Source organism: Burkholderia sp. DN3021 (assembly GCF_049805555.1).
GTDB lineage: Bacteria > Pseudomonadota > Gammaproteobacteria > Burkholderiales > Burkholderiaceae > Burkholderia > Burkholderia pyrrocinia_C.
In genome coordinates this window covers 1-19,613 of record NZ_JBNCAB010000078.1, presented here as the reverse complement: position 1 = coordinate 19,613, position 19,613 = coordinate 1, and the positions used below count along the sequence as shown (strand labels likewise).

Annotated in this window: 17 protein-coding genes; 2 read left to right on the top strand and 15 right to left on the bottom strand. The window is 66.1% G+C overall.

The features are described from left to right. Window positions 1-161: 161 nt before the first annotated feature. A complete protein-coding gene (locus ACPUER_RS28615; RefSeq protein WP_027789162.1) occupies window positions 162-557 on the top strand; it encodes an acyl-CoA thioesterase in 396 nt (131 codons plus the stop codon). 42 nt (window positions 558-599) lie between these two features. On the opposite strand, the gene ACPUER_RS28610 is transcribed toward ACPUER_RS28615, so the two are convergent. Next, complete coding sequence (locus tag ACPUER_RS28610; protein WP_175962026.1) at window positions 600-1,082, bottom strand: nitrate reductase associated protein; 483 nt, start codon at window positions 1,080-1,082, stop codon at window positions 600-602. A gap of 120 nt (window positions 1,083-1,202) precedes the next feature. Here ACPUER_RS28610 and fdhD point away from each other — a divergent pair, with 120 nt between their 5' ends. Further along, on the top strand, window positions 1,203-2,057 hold the full coding sequence (gene fdhD / locus ACPUER_RS28605; RefSeq protein ID WP_175962027.1) for a formate dehydrogenase accessory sulfurtransferase FdhD: 855 nt from the start codon (window positions 1,203-1,205) through the stop codon (window positions 2,055-2,057). Here fdhD and ACPUER_RS28600 read toward each other — a convergent pair. The 14 genes from ACPUER_RS28600 to ACPUER_RS28535 form a co-directional block, all read right to left on the bottom strand. Further along, window positions 2,042-3,217: a fatty acid desaturase gene (locus ACPUER_RS28600; RefSeq protein ID WP_425132729.1), complete on the bottom strand. Its 1,176-nt coding sequence runs from the start codon at window positions 3,215-3,217 to the stop codon at window positions 2,042-2,044. The genes fdhD and ACPUER_RS28600 overlap by 16 nt on opposite strands. A 95-nt stretch (window positions 3,218-3,312) precedes the next feature. Further along, the gene (cyoD, locus tag ACPUER_RS28595) at window positions 3,313-3,645 is read right to left on the bottom strand and encodes a cytochrome o ubiquinol oxidase subunit IV (RefSeq protein ID WP_310142883.1); all 333 of its coding nucleotides are present in this window, start codon (window positions 3,643-3,645) and stop codon (window positions 3,313-3,315) included. Next, window positions 3,646-4,257, bottom strand: a complete 612-nt coding sequence (cyoC, locus tag ACPUER_RS28590) for a cytochrome o ubiquinol oxidase subunit III (RefSeq protein WP_175962029.1) — start codon at window positions 4,255-4,257, stop codon at window positions 3,646-3,648. It lies immediately after the preceding gene. Continuing rightward, window positions 4,257-6,269 (bottom strand): cytochrome o ubiquinol oxidase subunit I, encoded by a 2,013-nt coding sequence (gene cyoB / locus ACPUER_RS28585; RefSeq protein ID WP_425132728.1) that lies wholly within the window; start codon window positions 6,267-6,269, stop codon window positions 4,257-4,259. The genes cyoC and cyoB overlap by 1 nt, the downstream gene beginning before the upstream one ends. A gap of 3 nt (window positions 6,270-6,272) precedes the next feature. Then, the gene (cyoA, locus tag ACPUER_RS28580; RefSeq protein ID WP_425132727.1) at window positions 6,273-7,163 is read right to left on the bottom strand and encodes a ubiquinol oxidase subunit II; all 891 of its coding nucleotides are present in this window, start codon (window positions 7,161-7,163) and stop codon (window positions 6,273-6,275) included. Between the two features lie 539 nt (window positions 7,164-7,702). Further along, a complete protein-coding gene (locus ACPUER_RS28575) occupies window positions 7,703-8,470 on the bottom strand; it encodes an enoyl-CoA hydratase (RefSeq protein ID WP_175962033.1) in 768 nt (255 codons plus the stop codon). Window positions 8,471-8,562: 92 nt separating this feature from the next. Next, entirely contained in the window at window positions 8,563-9,762 is a 1,200-nt protein-coding gene (locus tag ACPUER_RS28570; RefSeq protein ID WP_034178997.1) for an acetyl-CoA C-acyltransferase, read from the bottom strand. A 71-nt stretch (window positions 9,763-9,833) separates the two neighbouring features. Continuing rightward, window positions 9,834-12,269 carry a 3-hydroxyacyl-CoA dehydrogenase/enoyl-CoA hydratase family protein gene (locus ACPUER_RS28565; protein ID WP_425132726.1) on the bottom strand — a complete coding sequence of 812 codons (2,436 nt, stop codon included), beginning with the start codon at window positions 12,267-12,269 and terminating at the stop codon, window positions 9,834-9,836. Window positions 12,270-12,382: 113 nt separating this feature from the next. Next, window positions 12,383-14,170 carry an acyl-CoA dehydrogenase C-terminal domain-containing protein gene (locus ACPUER_RS28560; RefSeq protein WP_152860666.1) on the bottom strand — a complete coding sequence of 596 codons (1,788 nt, stop codon included), beginning with the start codon at window positions 14,168-14,170 and terminating at the stop codon, window positions 12,383-12,385. Between the two features lie 58 nt (window positions 14,171-14,228). After that, window positions 14,229-14,828 carry a TetR/AcrR family transcriptional regulator gene (locus ACPUER_RS28555; protein ID WP_034179000.1) on the bottom strand — a complete coding sequence of 200 codons (600 nt, stop codon included), beginning with the start codon at window positions 14,826-14,828 and terminating at the stop codon, window positions 14,229-14,231. Between the two features lie 199 nt (window positions 14,829-15,027). Then, on the bottom strand, window positions 15,028-16,302 hold the full coding sequence (gene clsB / locus ACPUER_RS28550; protein ID WP_425132725.1) for a cardiolipin synthase ClsB: 1,275 nt from the start codon (window positions 16,300-16,302) through the stop codon (window positions 15,028-15,030). Next, a complete protein-coding gene (nudB, locus tag ACPUER_RS28545; protein WP_034179429.1) occupies window positions 16,299-16,793 on the bottom strand; it encodes a dihydroneopterin triphosphate diphosphatase in 495 nt (164 codons plus the stop codon). Before nudB ends, clsB begins: the two co-directional genes overlap by 4 nt. Window positions 16,794-16,953: 160 nt before the next feature. Further along, entirely contained in the window at window positions 16,954-18,756 is a 1,803-nt protein-coding gene (gene aspS / locus ACPUER_RS28540; protein WP_034179002.1) for an aspartate--tRNA ligase, read from the bottom strand. 67 nt (window positions 18,757-18,823) lie between these two features. Further along, complete coding sequence (locus ACPUER_RS28535) at window positions 18,824-19,474, bottom strand: DUF502 domain-containing protein (RefSeq protein WP_072443501.1); 651 nt, start codon at window positions 19,472-19,474, stop codon at window positions 18,824-18,826. Between the last annotated feature and the right edge of the window lie 139 nt (window positions 19,475-19,613).

Below are 19,613 nucleotides of genomic sequence, written 5' to 3'. Positions count from 1 at the left end.
GCGGCGGTGCCGGACGCGTGCATCGGCGGCCGGCTCGCCCGCTTTCTCGTACAATTTGCGAACGTTGTATTGTCGCAGAAGCCGCTTCGCGCCGCTGCCGGCGGCCTTGCCGGCCAGCCTGCGCGCGGCGGCGAATTTATTACAGGATGAAAGCCCCCGCCATGACCGATTCGACCCTCGAACTTCCGCAGAAGCAGCCCGCGCTGCGCGTCGTCCCGCAACCGCACGACGCGAACGTCCACGGCGACGTGTTCGGCGGCTGGATCATGTCGCAGGTCGACATTGCCGGTTCGATCCCCGCGAGCCAGCGCGCAAATGGCCGCGTCGCGACGGTCGCGGTCAATTCGTTCGTGTTCAAGCAGCCGGTGTTCGTCGGCGATCTTCTGAGCTTCTACGCGACCATCATGCGCACCGGCAACACGTCGATCACGGTCGACGTCGAGGTGTATGCACAGCGCATGCGCCTGATGGGCGAAATCGTGAAGGTCACCGAAGCGACGCTCACGTACGTCGCGACCGGCCCGGACCGCAAGCCGCGGCAACTGCCGCCGCTCTGACGGGCAAGCGCCGCGCTGCGGTGCGGTGCGGCACGCAGCGAGTCAGTGCGTGGCCGTCAGCCCGAACTCCCGCATCGCGGGCAGGAAATCGTGATTCAGCTTCGGTTTGCGCGACAGCTTCACCAGCACATAGCGCTGGAACGGCGCGAGCCGCTGCCACTGCGCGAGCGCCGGCGCCGACAACCCGGCCAGCGCGCTCTGCTGCACGAGCGACTCCGGCACCGTGTCGGTGGCGCGCCAGGCCGGCTGCTCGTCCGGCTGGAACCACGACGGTTCGAGATCGGCGTGCGTGCGCAGCATCTCGAACAGCGCATGATCGAAGTTGGGCTCGATCGCGGTGTCGTCGTCGGCCGGAAAGCGCGCGAGCAGCTTGCGGTCCTCGAGCGGCAGCAACTGCCATTGCTCGAGCGAAATCCGCAAACCGAAGCGGTCGAGGTTGAAACGCACGATCATCGGGATGTACGTGAAATTTTCCGACGAATCGTGTTCGAAGTTGAATAGCAACGGAGCGTCGCTGAGTCCCATGGTCGTTACCTGACGTGACGGTTGCCGGCGCGGCCGGCCTGCCTGGGGTATTTTAGAACCTCTGCGCGCGGGCGGCGGACACGATTGATAGTCCGCCGGCCGTGCCTCGAATCAACGGGAGTGCTCGTGAATCCGACCGAATCCGACGAACTGCGCGACGAACTGCGCGCCGAACCGCGCGGCGCGATCGAACTGTCCGTGCGCCGCACGCGCGGCGGCGCCGTCGAAACCGCGCACGACTACGTGGGCCAGGAATGGCCCGTCGCACTCGTCTTCAACGGCATCTCGCACGCGGTGATGATGTGCACGCCGTGCGACCTCGAAGCGTTCGCGGTCGGCTTCGCAATCTCGGAAGGGATCGTCGCGCGCGGCAGCGACATCAAGGACATCGAGGTGATCCTGCACGCCGACGCGCCGTTGCCGCACGCGGAAGTCCATCTGGAAGTCGTCCAGCAGGCGTTCGCCGCGCTGAAGGACCGGCGCCGCGCGCTCGCGGGGCGCACCGGCTGCGGCGTATGCGGAATCGAAAGCATCGACCTGCTCGACCTCGCGCCCGAACGCGTGCCCGACACGGGCTTTCTCGCGCGCCTCGCGCCCGACGCGCTGGCGCGCGCGGCGCATGCGCTGCCGGCCCACCAGGCGCTCACGCAGCTCACGGGCGGCCTGCATGCGGCCGCATGGTGCGACGCAACAGGCGCGATCCGGATCGCGTTCGAGGACGTCGGCCGCCACAATGCGCTGGACAAGCTGATCGGCTCGCTCGTGCTGTCGCGCGCCGACGCGACCGACGGCTTCGTGTTCCTGTCGAGCCGCGCGAGCTACGAGCTCGTGCGCAAGGCCGCACGGGTCGGCATCCCGATGGTCGCAACCATCTCCGCGCCGTCGTCGCTCGCGATCGAGATCGCAAAGGCGGCCGGTTTGCGGCTCGTCAGCTTCTGCCGCGAAACCGGCCACGTGGATTACGGCACCGCGTGAGCGCTCGCGGCGGGCACCTTGCCCGCCGGTTCGGGAACCGCGCCCGGCAGTTCGTCCGCGGCGGCCGGCGGGAGCGCCTCGCATGCCGCGTCGCTCGTCCGGTTTCCGAGGTAGTCCGTCCAGAGCTTGCGGTCGGTGTCATAGAGCTTGCAGCGGCGCGCCGTGTCGAAATACCAGCGCCAGCTGAAGCGCTGCACGACGATCCGCCCGGGCAGCATGTCCTCCAGTTTCGCCTGCGCGGGCTTGAGCCGGTACAGCGGCACGCTCATGTCGACGTGATGCGCCGTGTGCTCCATGATGTGGTGCAGCAGGCCGCCGATACCGAACGGGAACGTCAGGTGCAGCGTGGTCGACACGAACGGCGCGGCATTCGACCATTCCGCGCGGTTCGCATGCCACGCGATGCGCGGATCGGTGTGGTGGACATACACGACGAAGCCGATCATCGAGCACCAGAACAGGAACGGCACGAGCACAGCGGTTGCGAGCAGCAGCGCGATGGGCTGCCCTGTCGCGATCGCCACCCGGACGACGGCGGCGATCCACACGGCCGCGAAGCCCGTCACCAGCAGGCAGTCGCGCCGGAACACGGGCCGCGACGTACCGATATAGGTCCTGGCCGGGAAATACATCCGCAACCACCAGACCTCGACGAGATAGTAAAGCCCCGGCGCCCAGCCGCTTCGGTAGACGCGATCCAGCAAGCGGCGCGCCGGCGACAGCGCGGCGTATTCCGCCGGGGTATGGGGCGCCCACACGAAGTCGAAGCCCTTCAGGTTCGTATAACCGTGGTGCACGACGTTGTGCCCGACTTCCCACAGGCTGTATGGCGTCAGCGACGGCAGGAATGCGATGCGGCCGAGCCAGCGGTTCAGCCGGCGATCGGGCGTCAGGCTCTGGTGACACGCGTCGTGCCCGATGATGAAGAGCCGCCCGGTGATGAAGCCGGCGGCCATCCCGCAGACGATCTTGCCGATGATCGACGGAATCAGCAGCGCGCCGGCGAACGCCGCGAACAGCAGCAGGTAGTCGAGCACGAGCAGCGCGATCGGGCGCACGATCTCGCGCGTGGCGAACGGCACGAGCCACGCGCGGATGACCTTGCGATGCGGGATCGGCTCGTCGGCACGAACCGGTGTCTGGGAATCGTTGTTGATCATGATGCGCAAAGGCGCGCGAACTGCGCGCCCGAAAGGAAAAAAGCCGTGCGGCGGGCACGGCGCGGAAGGGCGGGCCAAACCACGGCCCGGGCCGGTCAACGCGACATCATGTTCATGCTGACGTTGTGCATCACCCACAGCGTGCCGAAGATCAGGATCAGCGCGGTGAGCACCGTGTAGCTGAACGCCATCACGTTCCAGCGCTGGCTGGACGACGTGTTCATGTGCAGGAAGCACGCGAGGTGCACGAGAATCTGCACGAACGCGAGCACCGCGAGCGCGATGAGCGCCGCCCTCGGCGCCAGCACGCCGCCCGTCACGAGGCCGAACGACGCGGCCGTCAGCAGCACCGACAGCACGAAACCGACGATGTAGCCGCCGGCCGTGCCGTGCGCTTCATCGTGGTGGATGAGTTCCGAATGAGCCATTTAGATCACGCTCGCGAGATAGACGAAGGAGAACACGCAGATCCAGACGATGTCGAGGAAGTGCCAGAAGAGGCTCAGGCAGGTGAGGCGCCGGAAGTCGCGTTCCGTCATGCCGGGGCCACGGGCGATCTGCACCACGAGCACGACCATCCACAACAGGCCCACAGCCACGTGCAATCCGTGCGTGCCGACCAGCGCGAAGAACGCCGACAGGAACGCGCTGCGCTGCGGGCCCGCGCCTTGCGCGATCAGGTGCGAGAACTCGCGCAGTTCCATCGCGAGAAACGCGGCGCCGAGCACGAACGTCACCGCAAGCCAGACGAACACGGTGCCGCGTCGGCGGCGCTGCGCGCCGAGCATCGCGAAGCCGTACGTGATGCTGGACAGCAGCAGCGCGGCGGTCTCGAGTGCGACGCCCGGGATATCGAACAGGTCCTTCGCGGTCGGCCCGCCCGCAAACTGGTGGCCGAGCACCGCGAACGTCGCAAACAGCGATGCGAAGATCACGCAGTCGGTCATCAGGTACAGCCAGAAGCCGAACACGGAATGCGACGGCGGATGGTGGTGCGCCGCCGGTTGATGGCCGGCGCCCGCGAGAGATTGATACGACATCAGTTCGCCTCCAGTTCGGCTTGCGGCGCCGGCGTGCCGATCCGCACGCCCGCGCGTTGTTCCTCGATCGTGCGGACGGTATCCGCCGGAATGTAATAGCCGTCGTTGTCCCGTGCGCTGTACAGCACCACCGTCGCGACGATGCCGACGAGCGCGGCGATCGCGAGCCACCAGATGTGCCAGACGAGTGCGAAGCCGAGCATCAGGCTGAAGAGGCCGACGAAGAAACCCGCACTCGTGTTCGACGGCATGTGGATGTCCTGGTACCGGACGTTCTTGCCGAGGCCGAGCCCGAGGCCCTTCGCCTTGCGATACGCGAGCTCGTCGAGTTCATGAACGTTCGGGATCACCGCGAAGTTGTAGACGGCGGGCGGCGAACTCGTCGCCCATTCGAGCGTACGGCCGTTCCACGGATCGCCCGTCGCATCGCGATACTGTGGCTGGTTGCGATTGCGCCAGCCGACCCACACCGATGCGACCTGACACAGCACGCCGATCGCGATCAGCGCGACGCCGAGCGCGGCGGCGACCAGCCACGGATGCCAGGCCGGGTTGTCGTAGTGGTTGAGCCGCCGCGTCATGCCCATGAAGCCGAGCACGTACAGCGGCACGAACGACGCGTAGAAGCCGAGGAACCAGCACCAGAACGCGCGCTTGCCGAACTTCTCGTCGAGCCGGAAACCGAACACCTTCGGGAACCAGTAATGCACGCCCGCGAAGTAGCCGAACACGACGCCGCCGATGATCGCGTTGTGGAAGTGTGCGATCAGGAACAGGCTGTTGTGCAGCACGAAGTCCGCGCCGGGAATCGCCATCATCACGCCGGTCATGCCGCCGAGCGTGAACGTGACCATGAAGCCGATCGTCCACAGCACGGGCGCCGTGAATTCGATGCGTCCGCGGTACATCGTAAACAGCCAGTTGAAGATCTTCACACCGGTCGGAATCGCGATGACCATCGTCATGATGCCGAAAAACGCGTTCACGTTCGCACCCGAGCCCATCGTGAAGAAGTGGTGCAGCCACACGAGGAACGCGAGCACCATGATCACGCACGATGCATAGACCATCGTCCTGTAGCCGAACAACGGCTTCTTCGCGAACGTGGCGATGACTTCCGAATAGATGCCGAACGCGGGCAGCACGAGGATGTACACCTCCGGATGCCCCCATGCCCAGATCAGGTTCAGGTACAGCATCGCGTTGCCGCCGGCATCGTTCGTGAAGAAGTGCATGTCGAGGTAGCGGTCGAGGCCCAGCAGCGCGAGCGCGATCGTCAGGATCGGGAACGTGGCCATGATCAGCACGTTCGAGCACAGCGCGGTCCACGTGAACACCGGCATCTTCATCAGCGTCATGCCCGGTGCGCGCATCTTGATGATCGTCACGAAAAAATTGATCGCCGTGATCAGCGTGCCGACGCCCGAGATCTGCAGCGCCCACAGGTAGTAGTCGACGCCGACGCCCGGGCTGAACTGCAGCTCCGACAGCGGCGGATACGCGAGCCAGCCCGTCTGCGCGAATTCGCCTATCACGAGCGAGATGTTCATCAGGATCGCGGCCATCGCCGTCATCCAGAAGCTCAGCGAGTTCAGGAACGGGAACGCGACGTCGCGCGCGCCGATCTGCAGCGGCACGATCAGGTTGAAGAACGCGACCAGCAGCGCCATCGCCATGAAGAAGATCATGATCACGCCGTGCGCGGTGAAGACCTGGTCGTAATGATGCGGCGGCAGGTAGCCGGGGCTGTTGTACGCGAGCGCGAGCTGTACGCGCATCATCACGGCGTCCGCGAAGCCGCGCAGCAGCATCAGCACCGCGACGACCAGATACATCACGCCGATCTTCTTGTGATCGACGGACGTCAGCCATTCCGTCCACAGCCATTTCCATCGGCCGGTGACCGTCAGCGCGGCGACGATGCCCAGCACGACGAGCCCCATGAAGGCGCTCGCCCCCATGATGATGGGCTGATCGAACGGGATCGCCGATAGTGTGAGTTTGCCGAACATGCGTTACCCCTTCGTCGTGCAGGCGGCGTCCTTCGGGTCGAGGACGTGGCCGTTGTTGTATTTCGCGATGATGTTGTGAAAGAGCTTCGGATCCACCGACGAGAAGTAGCGCACGGGCGCCTTCTCGCTCGGCTGCGCGACCGCGCCGTATGCGGTCATGTCGAGCCGGTCGGACGACGCCTTCACCTTCCGCACCCACGCGTCGAACTGCTCGCGCGGCTCGGCGAGCGTGCGGAACTTCATGTCGGAGAAGCCGCGGCCGCTGTAGTTGGCGGACACGCCCGCGTAGCTGCCCGCCTCGTCGGCGATCAGGTGCAGGCGCGTCTGCATGCCGGCCATCGCATAGACCTGGCTGCCGAGCTGCGGGATGAAGAACGAGTTCATCACCGAGTCCGACGTGATGCGGAAATTCACCGGCGTGCCCACCGGAATCGCGAGCTGGTTCACCGACGCGATGCCGAGTTCCGGATAGATGAACAGCCACTTCCAGTCGAGCGCGACGACCTCGACATCGATCGGCTTGACCGACGATTCGAGCGGCTTGTACGGGTCGAGCTCGTGCGTCGTCCGCCACGTGAGGATGCCGAGGAACAGGATGATCAGCGTCGGCACCGTCCAGATCACGACTTCGATCGCGGTCGAGTGCGACCAGTTCGGCGCGTAGGTTGCGTTGCGGTTCGACGCGCGGTAGCGCCACGCGAAGTAAAGCGTCAGCAGGATCACCGGCACGACGACGACCAGCATCGCCCACGTCGCCGTCGCAATCAGCGATTTCTCGGCGACGCCCACCGCGCCCTTCGGATCGAGCACGTGAAGGTCGCTGCATCCGGCGAGTGCCGCCAGCAGCCCGATGACGGGCGCCGCACGCGCTCCGCCGGTGATTCGTCCGATCATTGTTCGTTCGCCTGATTGTCGTTGAGAAGAACTGCTGGCCGTACGCCGCCATCGCGCGACGCATCCGGCCGCGGCGACCTGTGCGCGAACTGTACGGAAAATTGCCGCAGTGCAACTTGACGGCGGACAAGCTTTGCCGAGGTGAGCCGGCACCGCCCCGAGCGGGGCGAGTCGGGACGCCGGCACCCGCGCACGATTGCCGGCGATGGCCTATAGCACAACGGATAGGAGGCCGCCGCTCAAGCACCGCGGATAGCAGGCGGCAATGGCGGAACGGGAAACATGACGGCGCTGCACCGCGCCACGAGAGATGCCGGCCGCGGCATCACGCCATCGTCGACACCGACGCGCGTTGCGAGTGCAGCGCGGCTGCAGAACGCCGCGCGAACGCGCAGCGGCGCAGGTCCGAGCCGACGCGTCGATTGACGCATCGGCCGTGAAGACCGAACGGAATCCGCGCGGTCGGCGGCTCGCGGGGGCCAGCGTGGCCGCCTCGGACGGCGAAGAAATCCGGGGCGGCAAAGCACGGGTGCCGGGTGTCAGTCGAACTGACTGAAATCCGGCTTGCGCTTCTCGAAGAACGCGGCCATCGCCTCGCGCGCTTCGGGCGCACGCAGCATCGCGGAGAAATGGCCTGCCTCTTCGGCCATCCGCGCGGCGGTCGCCACGCCGCCCGTATCCTTCAGCAGCGCCTTCGTCACGCGCAGCGACGACGCCGGCAGCGCCGCGAGCTTCGCCGCCTGCTTCGCCGCGAACGCGTCGAGTTCGGCGGCCGGCAGCACGCGGTTGACGATGCCGATCCGGTGCGCCTCCAGCGCATCGAACGCCTCGCCGAGCAGCAGCTTCTCGGCGGCGACCTGATGGCCGGCCAGGCGCGGCAGCAGCACGCTCGATGCGGCTTCCGGGCACAGCCCGAGCTGCGCGAACGGCAGCGAGAACGTCGCGGTGTCGGCCGCATAGACCAGATCGCAGTGCAACAGCATCGTCACGCCGACGCCGACCGCGATGCCCGGCACCGCGGCCACGATCGGCTTCGGTGCACCGCTGATCCGCGCGAGAAACTGGAACACCGGCGCGTTCTCGTCCTTCGGCGGCGCCTTCAGGAAATCCTCGAGATCGTTCCCCGAGCTGAAATTGCCGTCGCCGCCGCGCAGCAGGATCACGCGGACCGCCTTGTCTTCCTGTGCTTCGGCGAGTGCGTCGGCCATCGTCTGGTACATCGCCGCCGTCAGCGCGTTCTTCTTCGCCGGGCGCGCGATCGTGATCGTCATCACGCCGTCGGCGCGTTCCACTTGAATTTCGGCCACAACCGTCTCCTTTGACTTTCCTCTATCGGAATGAAAAAACGGTGCGCGAGCTCGTGGCCCCCGCACCGTCGTCGCTTTTCGTCGCGTCCCGCTTACAGGCGTTCGATGATGCCCGCGGCGCCCATGCCGGTGCCGACGCACATCGTGACCATCCCGTACTTCAGGTTGCGGCGGCGCAGGCCGTGCACGACGGTCGCCGCGCGGATCGCGCCGGTCGCGCCGAGCGGGTGGCCGAGTGCGATCGCGCCGCCCAGCGGGTTGACCTTCGACGGGTCGAGGCCGAGATCGCGGATCACCGCCAGCGATTGCGCGGCGAACGCCTCGTTCAGCTCGATCCAGTCGAGATCGTCCTGCTTCAGGCCCGCGGCCTTCAGCGCGGCCGGAATCGCTTCCTTCGGACCGATGCCCATGATTTCCGGCGGCACGCCGCGCACCGCGAAGCTCACGAAGCGCGCGAGCGGCGTCAGGTTGAATTCCTTGAGCACCTTCTCCGACACGACGAGCAGCGCGCCCGCGCCGTCCGACGTCTGCGAGCTGTTGCCGGCCGTCACCGAGCCCTTGTTCGCGAACACCGTGCGCAGCTTCGCGAGGCCTTCGAGCGACGTGTCCGCGCGCGGGCCTTCGTCGAGCGCGATCTCGCGCGTCTTCACGTCGACTTCGCCGGTCGCGAGGTTCGGGAAACGCTCGGTGAGCGTGTACGCGGCGATCTCGTCGTTGAACTCGCCGGCCTGCTGCGCGGCGAGCGCCTTCCGGTGCGACTCGACCGAGAACGCGTCCTGGTCCTCGCGGCTCACCTTCCACTGGTCGGCGACACGCTCGGCCGTCAGGCCCATCCCGTATGCGATGCCGAAGTCTTCGTTGCGATCGAAGATGTGCGGCGACATCGACGGCTTGTTGCCCATCATCGGCACCATGCTCATCGATTCGCAGCCGCCCGCGAGCAGCGCGTCCGACTCGCCGACACGGATGCGGTCGGCCGCCATCGCGAGTGCCGTGATGCCCGACGCGCAGAAGCGGTTGACCGTCACGCCGCCGACCGTCTGCGGCAGGCCCGCGAGCAGCGCGCCCATCCGCGCGACGTTCAGGCCCTGCTCGGCTTCCGGAATCGCGCAGCCGATGATCGCGTCCTCGATCAGCTTCGTGTCGAAGCCGGGCACCTGCGCGACCGCCGACCTGATCGCGTGGACCAGCAGCTCGTCCGGGCGCGTGTTCTTGAATACACCGCGCGGGGCCTTGCCGATCGGCGTGCGGCTGGCGGCGACGATGTATGCGTCTTGCAATTGTTTGCTCATTTCAGACTCCTTGGCCTGTCGACCAGAGTTGGCGCTTCAGCGCTTACTCTGGTCCCATGCTATGCACTCGCTCAGTTACGCACCGGCTTGCCGGTCTGCAACATGCCCATGATCCGTTCCTGCGTCTTCTGCGTGCCGAGCAGCTCGACGAACGCGCGGCGCTCGAGCGCGAGCAGCCACTGCTCGTCGACGAGGCTGCCGGCTTCGACGTCGCCGCCGCACACCGCTTCGGCGATGCGGCTCGCGATCAGGTAGTCGTGCTCGCTGATGAAGCGGCCGTCACGCATGTTGACGAGCGATGCCTTGATCGTCGCGATCGCCGAGCGGCCGGCGACCGGCACGTCCTTCGCCCGCAGCGGTGCGCGATAGCCGCTTGCGGCCAGCGCGCGCGCTTCCTTCTTCGCGGTGTCGAGCAGTTCGAACACGTTGAAGATGATCGTGTCGGACGGCTTCAGGTAGCCCATCGCACGCGCATCGTGCGCGGACGCCGACACCTTCGCCATCGCCGCGTTCTCGAACGACTTCGTGACGAACTTCAGGATGTCGGTGGTCGCATTCGCAGCCGTTGCGGCATCCGCCGCGCGCAGCGCGGCTTCCTTCAGGCCGCCGCCCGCCGGCACCAGGCCGACGCCCACTTCGACGAGGCCGATGTAGCTCTCGACGTGCACGACGCGCTTCGCGCTGTGCAGCATCAGCTCGCACCCGCCGCCGAGCGCGATGCCCGACACGGCTGCAACGACCGGCACGTTCGCGTACTTCACGCGCAGCATGCCTTCCTGGAACTTCTTCACGAACGGCTCGATGCCCTTCGCGCCGCCCATCATGAACGCGGGCATCGCCTCTTCGAGGTTCGCGCCGGCCGAGAACGGGCCGCCCGGCGTGCCGAGCTTCAGCGACGTCGGCTGCCAGATCACCACGCCCTTGTAGTCCTTCTCCGCGAGTTCGATCGCCTGCACGAGGCCGTCGATCACGCTCGGTCCGATCGTGTTCATCTTCGACTTGAACGACACGATCACGACGTCGTCCTCGCCCGCCCGGTCGTCGACCCAGGCGCGCACCGCGTCGGTCTCGAACAGCGTCTTGCCGTAGGTCTTCGGATCGGCACCGGTTTCGCCGAGCAGCGGCGCGCGGAACACCTGCTTGTTGTAGACGGCGAGGTCCGAACGCGGCACGAAGCGCTGCGCCGCCGGTGCCCATGAGCCTTCGGCCGTGTGCACGCCGCCCTGCTCGGCAACCGGGCCTTCGAGCACCCACGTCGGCAGCGGCACGTTCGCGAGCGCCTTGCCGGCCGCGATGTCTTCCTGCACCCACTCGGCGACCTGCTTCCAGCCGGCGGCCTGCCAGCCTTCGAACGGACCTTCGTTCCAGCCGAAGCCCCAGCGGATCGCGAGGTCGACGTCGCGCGCGTTGTCGGCGATCGACTCGAGATGCACGCCGATGTAGTGGAACACGTCGCGGAAGATCGACCACAGGAACTGCGCATGCGGATGGTCCGTCTCGCGCAGCAGCTTCAGGCGCTCGGCCGGCGGACGCTTCAGGATGCGGCCGACGGTTTCGTCGGCCTTCGCGCCCGAATCGACGTAGGCGCCCGTCTTCGCGTCGAGCACCTTGATCGCCTTGCCTTCCTTCTTGTAGAAACCGCCGCCCGTCTTCTGGCCGAGCGCGCCCTGCTTCACCAGTTCGGCGAGCACGGCAGGTGTCTGGTAGACCGGGAAGAACGGATCGTCGGCGAGGTTGTCCTGCATCGTCTTGATCACGTGCGCCATCGTGTCGAGGCCGACCACGTCCGCGGTGCGGAACGTCGCCGACTTCGCGCGGCCGAGACGGCTGCCCGTCAGGTCGTCGACTTCGTCGAAGCGCAGGCCGAACTTCGCGGCCTCGGTGATCACCGCGAGGATCGAGAAGATGCCGACGCGGTTCGCGATGAAGTTCGGCGTGTCCTTCGCGCGCACGACGCCCTTGCCGACGATGTTCGTCAGGAACGTCTCGAGCTGGTCGAGGATCTCCGGGCGCGTATGCGCGGTCGGGATCAGCTCGACGAGGTGCATGTAGCGCGGCGGGTTGAAGAAGTGCACGCCGCAGAAGCGCGCCTTCAGCTCGTCCGAGAAACCTTCGGACAGCTTCGTGATCGACAGGCCCGACGTGTTGGTCGCGAAGATCGCGTTCGGCGCGATGTGCGGCGCGACCTTCTTGTACAGGTCGTGCTTCCAGTCCATCCGCTCGGCGATCGCCTCGATCACGACGTCGCATTCGGCCAGCTTCGCGATGTCGTCTTCGTAGTTCGCTGCCTCGAGGTACTTCGCGTCGTCCTTCACGCCGAACGGCGCGGGCGACAGCTTCTTCAGGTTCTCGATCGCCTTCAGCGCGATCGCGTTTTTCGGGCCGTCCTTGGCCGGCAGGTCGAACAGCAGCACCGGCACGCGCGCGTTGATGAGGTGCGCGGCGATCTGCGCGCCCATCACGCCGGCGCCCAGCACGGCGACCTTGCGAATCAGGAAATTGCTCACGGGATGTCTCCGGATAGTGTCGTGCAGCGCCGGATGTGAGGGCTGCACGGAGAAGTGAGTACCAGGAACCGTTGCGTTCGGGCGGTACGCATCGCGCACCGCCCGGACTCGCATCAGAACAGCGATTCGTCGACTTCCATCAGCGTCTTCGAGCCGGCGCGCGCGGCGCGGATCGTCGATGCCGTTTCGGGCAGCAGGCGCGCGAAGTAGAAGCGGGCCGTCGCGAGCTTCGACTTGTAGAACGGATCGCCCGACGCTTCGTTATCGAGTGCGAGGCGCGCCATCCGCGCCCAGAAGTACGAGAACACCAGATGGCCGACGGTACGCAGGTACGGCACGGCGGCAGCGCCGACTTCGTCGGGGTTCTGCATCGCCTTCATGCCGATTTCCATCGTCAGCTTCTGCACCTTGTCGCCGATGTCGGCGAGCGGGTTGATGAACTCGGCCATTTCCGGCTTCACGCCTTCGGCTTCCGCGAATTCCGTGACGAGCTTGCCGAACTTCTTCAGCTTCGCGCCCATGTCGCCCAGCACCTTGCGGCCCAGCAGGTCGAGCGACTGGATCGAGTTCGTGCCTTCGTAGATCATGTTGATCCGCGCGTCGCGCACGTATTGCTCCATGCCCCACTCGGAGATGAAGCCATGGCCGCCGTAGATCTGCATCGCGTGGTTCGTGCACTCGAACGCGTTGTCGGTCAGGAACGCCTTGATGATCGGCGTGAGCAGCGCGACGAGGTCGGCCGCTTCCTTGCGCACCGCTTCGTCGGCGTGCGACAGCTCCTTGTCGATCTGCAGCGCGGACCAGTACGTGAACGCGCGCGCGCCTTCCGCGTACGCCTTCTGCGTGAGCAGCATGCGGCGCACGTCCGGGTGCACGATGATCGGGTCGGCCGGCTTGTCCGGCGCCTTCGGGCCCGTCAGCGAGCGCATCTGCAGGCGCTCCTTCGCATACGCGAGCGAATTCTGGTACGCGACTTCCGTGAGGCCGAGGCCCTGCGCGCCGACGCCGAGACGGGCTGCATTCATCATCACGAACATCGCGTTCAAGCCCTTGTTCGGCTCGCCGACCATCCAGCCCTTCGCGTTGTCGAGGTTCATCACGCATGTCGAGTTGCCGTGGATGCCCATCTTGTGCTCGATCGAGCCGCACTTGATGCCGTTGCGCTCGCCCGGCTCGCCCGCTGCGTCGGGAATGAACTTCGGCACGATGAACAGCGAGATGCCCTTCGTGCCCTGCGGCGCGTCCGGCAGGCGCGCGAGCACGAGGTGGACGATGTTCTCGGCCATGTCGTGTTCGCCGCTCGAGATGAAGATCTTCGTGCCGCTGATCGAGTACGAGCCGTCGCCGTTCGGTTCGGCCTTGGTGCGCAGGATGCCGAGGTCGGTGCCGCAATGCGGCTCGGTCAGGCACATCGTGCCGGTCCATTCGCCCGTCACGAGCTTCGGCAGGTAGGCCTTCTGCAGTTCCGGTGCGCCGTGCGCATGCAGGCATTCGTACGCGCCGTGCGACAGGCCCGGATACATCGTCCATGCCTGGTTCGCCGAGTTCATCATCTCGTAGAGCGCGTTGTTCACGAACGCGGGAAGGCCCTGGCCGCCGTAGTCCGGATCGCAGCCGAGCGCCGGCCAGCCGGCCTCGACGTATTGCCGGTAGGCTTCCTTGAAGCCGGTCGGGGTCTTCACGACGCCGTCGCCTTCATACGTGCAGCCTTCGCGGTCGCCGACCTGGTTCAGCGGGAACAGTACCTCGGAGCAGAACTTGCCCGCCTCCTCGAGGACCTGGTTGATCGTGTCGGCGTCGAGGTCCGCATGCTTGGGCATTTGCTTGACTTCGGCTTCGACGTTCAGAAGCTCGTGCAACACGAATTGCATGTCGCGCAGCGGCGCGGCGTACTGTCCCATGACTCTCTCCAAAGGTGGGCAAAACGGCTCGAGCTCCTGGCGGGCGGATCACGCGCCGCTAACGGCTCTCGCTCTGATACGAAACAATCGTCTTTTCCAGCGCGGCCCACGTGAGGCGCACGGCATCCGGCGAATGCAGGAAACGTGCGTCGTGGTGCAGGCCGAGCGTGAAGCTGTACAACTCGAAGAGCATCAGGTCCGGATCGGTATCCGTACGCAGATGCCCCTCTTCCATCGCCTGCGAGATGGCGCGCAGCAACGCGGCACGCCAGGCCGTCACGCTCGCGATCAACTGCTCGCGCACGGGGCTGTCCGGCCGGTCGTCGTACTCCACTGCGCCGCTGATGTAGATGCATCCGGTCGTCACCTCCTGGATGCGCTTCTCGATCCAGCGCGCCAGCATCGCCCGCAGACGCGGCAGGCCGCGCGCTTCGCGCAGGCTCGGAAAGAACACCTCGTTTTCGAAACGATGGTGATACTCGCGGACGACCTCGACCTGCAGGTCCTCGCGCGATCCGAAGTGCGCGAACACGCCACTCTTGCTCATCTGCATGCGCTCGGCCAGCAGGCCGATCGTCAGCCCCTCCAGCCCGTCACGGCTGGCGAGGTCCAAAGCAGCTTCAAGTATCGCGGCACGCGTCTGTTCGCCTTTTCGCATAGCTATTTCTGTAACCGTTCGGGGGTTCGAATAAAATCGAACGGCCGTACTATTATTGAGTGCGGCCGCTCGCGAAACAAGGAAATTATTAGAAACCGGTGTCTAACCGAGCCGCTATTTTGCGCGATTCCGGCGGGACCGGAGCGGCTTTTCCGCACGAACGTGCGGACAGATTTTTGAAGCGAATGCTTAGTCCGCGTCAGTCGTAACTGCCGACCGTCAGCGCCTTCATCACGACGCGATACACGGTATAGGCGAGCCAGTTCAGCATACGCTCGATGCGCGGGCGCGCGGCGAATCGCGCGGCGTCGATCTCCCGGCCGTCGGCGAACGCGGCCGCGATCGCGTCGCGCAGTTCGTTCGTGACCGAATCGTAGCGCACCAGCACGACGTTCGCCTCATTGTTCAGCATCAGGCTCAGCGCGTCCAGATTCGACGAGCCGACCGTCGCCCAGGTGTCGTCGATCACGGCCACCTTGCCGTGCAGCATCGTCTTGTCGTATTCGGCGACGCGCACGCCCGCGCGCAGCAGCGTGTGATAGAGGAATGGCACGGCCGTATCGAGCGCCGCGAACTCCTTGCGGCCGATCAGGATCCGCACGTCGACGCCGCGTCGCGCGGCGCCCGTCAGCGCACGGCGCAGCTTGCGGCCGGGCATGAAATACGGATTCGCGACCAGGATCCGCTGGCGCGCCTGGCCGATCGCCGCGAGATAGGCCTTCTCGATCGCGCGGCGGTTCACGACGTTGTCGCGCGCGACGAACGCGACGCTCGGTTCCGTCACGACCCGCAGCGCGCCGGCCTTGATCCACCGGTGGCTGCGTATCCAGCGCCGGAACATGTCGGGGAACGCTTCGCCGCCATGCAGCCCGGCCGCGTACTGTGTGTACGGCTTGTGGCCGAACTGGATCCGGTGCCACTGCAGCTCGAACGCGGCGCGCACGTCGGACACTGCCGGCCCCGCCATCTCGACCGCGAAATCCCAGCGCGGAAACGGCAGCGTCGTGCCGTTTTGCGCGTAGTCGTCGACGATGTTGATGCCGCCGCAGAACGCGGCCGCGTGATCGATCACCGCGAGCTTGCGGTGCGTGCGCGAGAAGCCGAAGCGGCCGAACAGGAAACGGTTGTAGATGCAGTGCTCGACGCCGGCCTCTGCCCACGTGTCGAACAGCGGCAGGCGCGCGGTGCCGACGCCGTCGGTGATCACGCGCACGCGCACGCCGCGCTGCGCCGCGCGGATCAACGCATCCGACACCGGCCGGCCGGCCGCATCGTCGCAGAAGATATAGGTTTCGAGCATCACCTGCTCGCGCGCGGCATCGATCCGCTCGATCAGCGCCCGGAAGAATTCGCCGCCGCCCTCGCACAGCCGCACCGTGTTGCCCGCCGTGAACGCGAGCCGCGACGCGGAGCCGCGTTCCTGCAGGAACATCTGCCGCAATTGCGCGAAGCGCTTGCGAGCCTCCGCAGTCATGCGGACGAGCCGTGCGGCGTGCGCGCAAGTGCGACGCGCACGGGCAATTGCAGGATCGCCTCCGCGTTCGACGGCGAGAAGCAGCGCGCGGCCGCCTCGCGGAACGGCAGCCATGCGTGATCCACATGCTCGCGCGGCGACAGCGTCACGTCGACGCGACGCGGCACGCACAGGCCGAACCAGTGTTCGGTGTTGCGCGTGACGCCCGGTGCATAGCGGTGCAGGTATTGCGGATAGATCGTGTATTCGATCCGGTGGCGCCAGTCGACCAGCGCGGTGGCCGGCACGTCCGGCGTGCCGACCGAGATGCCGGTTTCCTCGGCCACTTCGCGCGCGGCCGTGACCGCGAGCGGCTCGTCGAGCGCGTCCTTCGATCCGGTCACCGATTGCCAGAAATCGGGCTGGTCGGCACGCTTGATCACCAGCACATCGAGGTCGGGCGTATAGATCACGACGAGAACGGATTCGGGGATTTTCGGCGGCTTCGTCATCTTGGTTTCATACGGCACGGGGCCGCGCGCCGGGCATGTGCTCCGAACGTGCGGCAAGTGCTGCGACTGTACCGCAAAAAATGAAAAAGGCGCATCGCGGCGCCTTTTTCATGTGCGTCGTGTGCGCGTCGCCGCACACACGACCGGGTGCGAAGGAGTGTTAAGCCTTCGGCTGTTCCGGCTGACGCAGACGGATGTGCAGTTCGCGCAGCTGACGCTCGTCGACCGGGCTCGGTGCCTGCGTGAGCAGATCTTGCGCACGCTGCGTCTTCGGGAACGCGATCACGTCGCGGATCGAGTCGGCGCCGGCCATCATCGTGACGATGCGGTCGAGGCCGAATGCGATACCGCCGTGCGGCGGCGCGCCGTACTGCAGCGCGTCCAGCAGGAAGCCGAACTTCAGCTGAGCCTCTTCCGCGCCGATCTTCAGCGCGCGGAACACCTTGCTCTGCACTTCCTCGCGGTGGATACGCACCGAGCCGCCGCCGATTTCCCAGCCGTTCAGCACCATGTCGTATGCCTTCGCGAGGCAGCGGCCCGGGTCGGTCTCGAGGTACTCGAGGTGCTCGTCCTTCGGGCTCGTGAACGGGTGGTGCGCAGCGACGTAGCGCGCATCTTCGTCGTCGTATTCGAACATCGGGAAATCGACGACCCACAGCGGCTTCCAGCCGGCCTGGACGAGGCCGTTCGCCTTGCCGAATTCCGAATGGCCGATCTTCAGGCGCAGCGCGCCGAGGCTGTCGTTGACGACCTTCGCGCGGTCGGCCGCGAAGAAGATGATGTCGCCGTCTTCAGCGCCGGTGCGCTCGAGGATCGCCGCGATCGACGCGTCGTGCAGGTTCTTGACGATCGGGCTCTGCAGGCCGTCGCGCCCCTTCGCCTTCTCGTTGACCTTGATCCAGGCGAGGCCCTTCGCGCCGTAGATGCGCACGAATTCCGTGTAGCCGTCGATGTCGCCGCGCGACAGCTCGCCGCCCTTCGGCACGCGCAGCGCCGCGACCCGGCCGTCCTTCGCGTTGGCCGGCGTGCTGAACACCTTGAAGTCGACGTCCTTCATCGCGTCGGTCAGCTCGGTGAATTCGAGCTGCACGCGCAGGTCCGGCTTGTCCGAACCGAAACGCGCCATCGCTTCCGAGTACGGCATCACCGGGAAGGTCGCGTCGAGCTCGACGTCGATCGTCGTCTTGAAGATGTGACGGATCATGTCTTCGAACAGGTCACGGATTTCCTGCTCGCCGAGGAACGACGTCTCGCAGTCGATCTGCGTGAATTCCGGCTGACGGTCGGCACGGAGATCTTCGTCGCGGAAGCACTTGGTGATCTGGTAATAACGGTCGAAGTTCGCGACCATCAGCAGCTGCTTGAACAGCTGCGGCGACTGCGGCAGCGCGAAGAACTGGCCCGCGTTCACGCGCGACGGCACGAGGTAGTCGCGCGCGCCTTCCGGCGTGCTCTTCGTCAGCATCGGCGTTTCGATGTCGATGAAGCCCTGCTCGTCGAGGTACTTGCGCGCCTCGATCGCGACGCGGTAGCGCAGGCGCAGGTTGTGCTGCATCTGCGGACGGCGCAGGTCGAGCACGCGGTGCGTGAGACGCGTCGTTTCCGACAGGTTGTCGTCGTCGAGCTGGAACGGCGGCGTGACCGACGCGTTCAGCACGTTCAGTTCGTGGCACAGCACTTCGATCTTGCCGCTCTTCAGGCCGGCGTTGACCGTGCCGTCCGGACGGTTGCGCACGAGGCCCTTGATCTGCACGCAGAACTCGTTGCGTACGCCTTCGGCGGTCGCGAACATCTCCGCGCGATCCGGGTCGCACACCACCTGCACGAGGCCTTCACGATCGCGCAGGTCGATGAAGATCACACCGCCGTGATCGCGGCGGCGCTGCACCCAGCCGCACAGCGACACGGTTTGGCCCAGCAGGTGTTCGGTCACGAGACCGCAGTATTCAGTACGCATCGACATGATGTTTGCTTTCGTTCGGTTTGATCAACGGGCGCCGCAACGCGCGGCCCGGGCGATGATTCTTTACTTACAGCGGCGGCTCGACGGGGCGGCGGGCGGGCGCCGGAGCCGGCGCCAGGGGCGCCACGACGCCCATCGAGACGATGTACTTCAGCGCGGCATCGACCGACATGTCGAGTTCGATGACTTCGCTCTTCGGCAGCATCAGGAAGAAGCCCGACGTCGGGTTCGGCGTCGTCGGGATGTATACGCTCACGTATTCTTCCGTCAGATGATTGAGCACGTCGCCGCCGGGCGTGCCGGTCAGAAACGCGATCGTATACGAGCCGCGGCGCGGGTATTCGATCAGCAGCGCCTTGCGGAACGCGTTGCCGCTGCTCGACAGCAGCGTATCCGATACCTGCTTGACGCTCGTGTAGATCGGCCCGACGACCGGGATGTGGCGCACGACCGCATTCCACCAGGTGACGAGCTTCTGGCCGATGAAATTCCGCGTGGCCAGCCCGACGACGAAGATGAACGCGAGCGTCAGCACCGCGCCGATCCCCGGCAGGTGGAAGCCGAGCATCCGCTCGGGCTGCCACGATTCGGGCAGCAGGAGCAGCGTCTGGTCCATCGTGCCGATGATGAGACCGAGCACCCACAGCGTGATCGCGAGCGGGACGAGAACCAGCAGGCCGGTCAGAAACACCGATTTCAGGGTCGTCTTTTTCATCATCTGCCGTCAATGAACCGCGCCGGCGGCGCGGGGTGGTCGCGACCCGGCCGGGCCGCGACGGTCAACTGCTGGCGGCGGCGGGCGCTGCGGCCGGGGCCGGCGCGGCGCTCGTCGTCGTGCTTTCGGAACTGCTCGATGC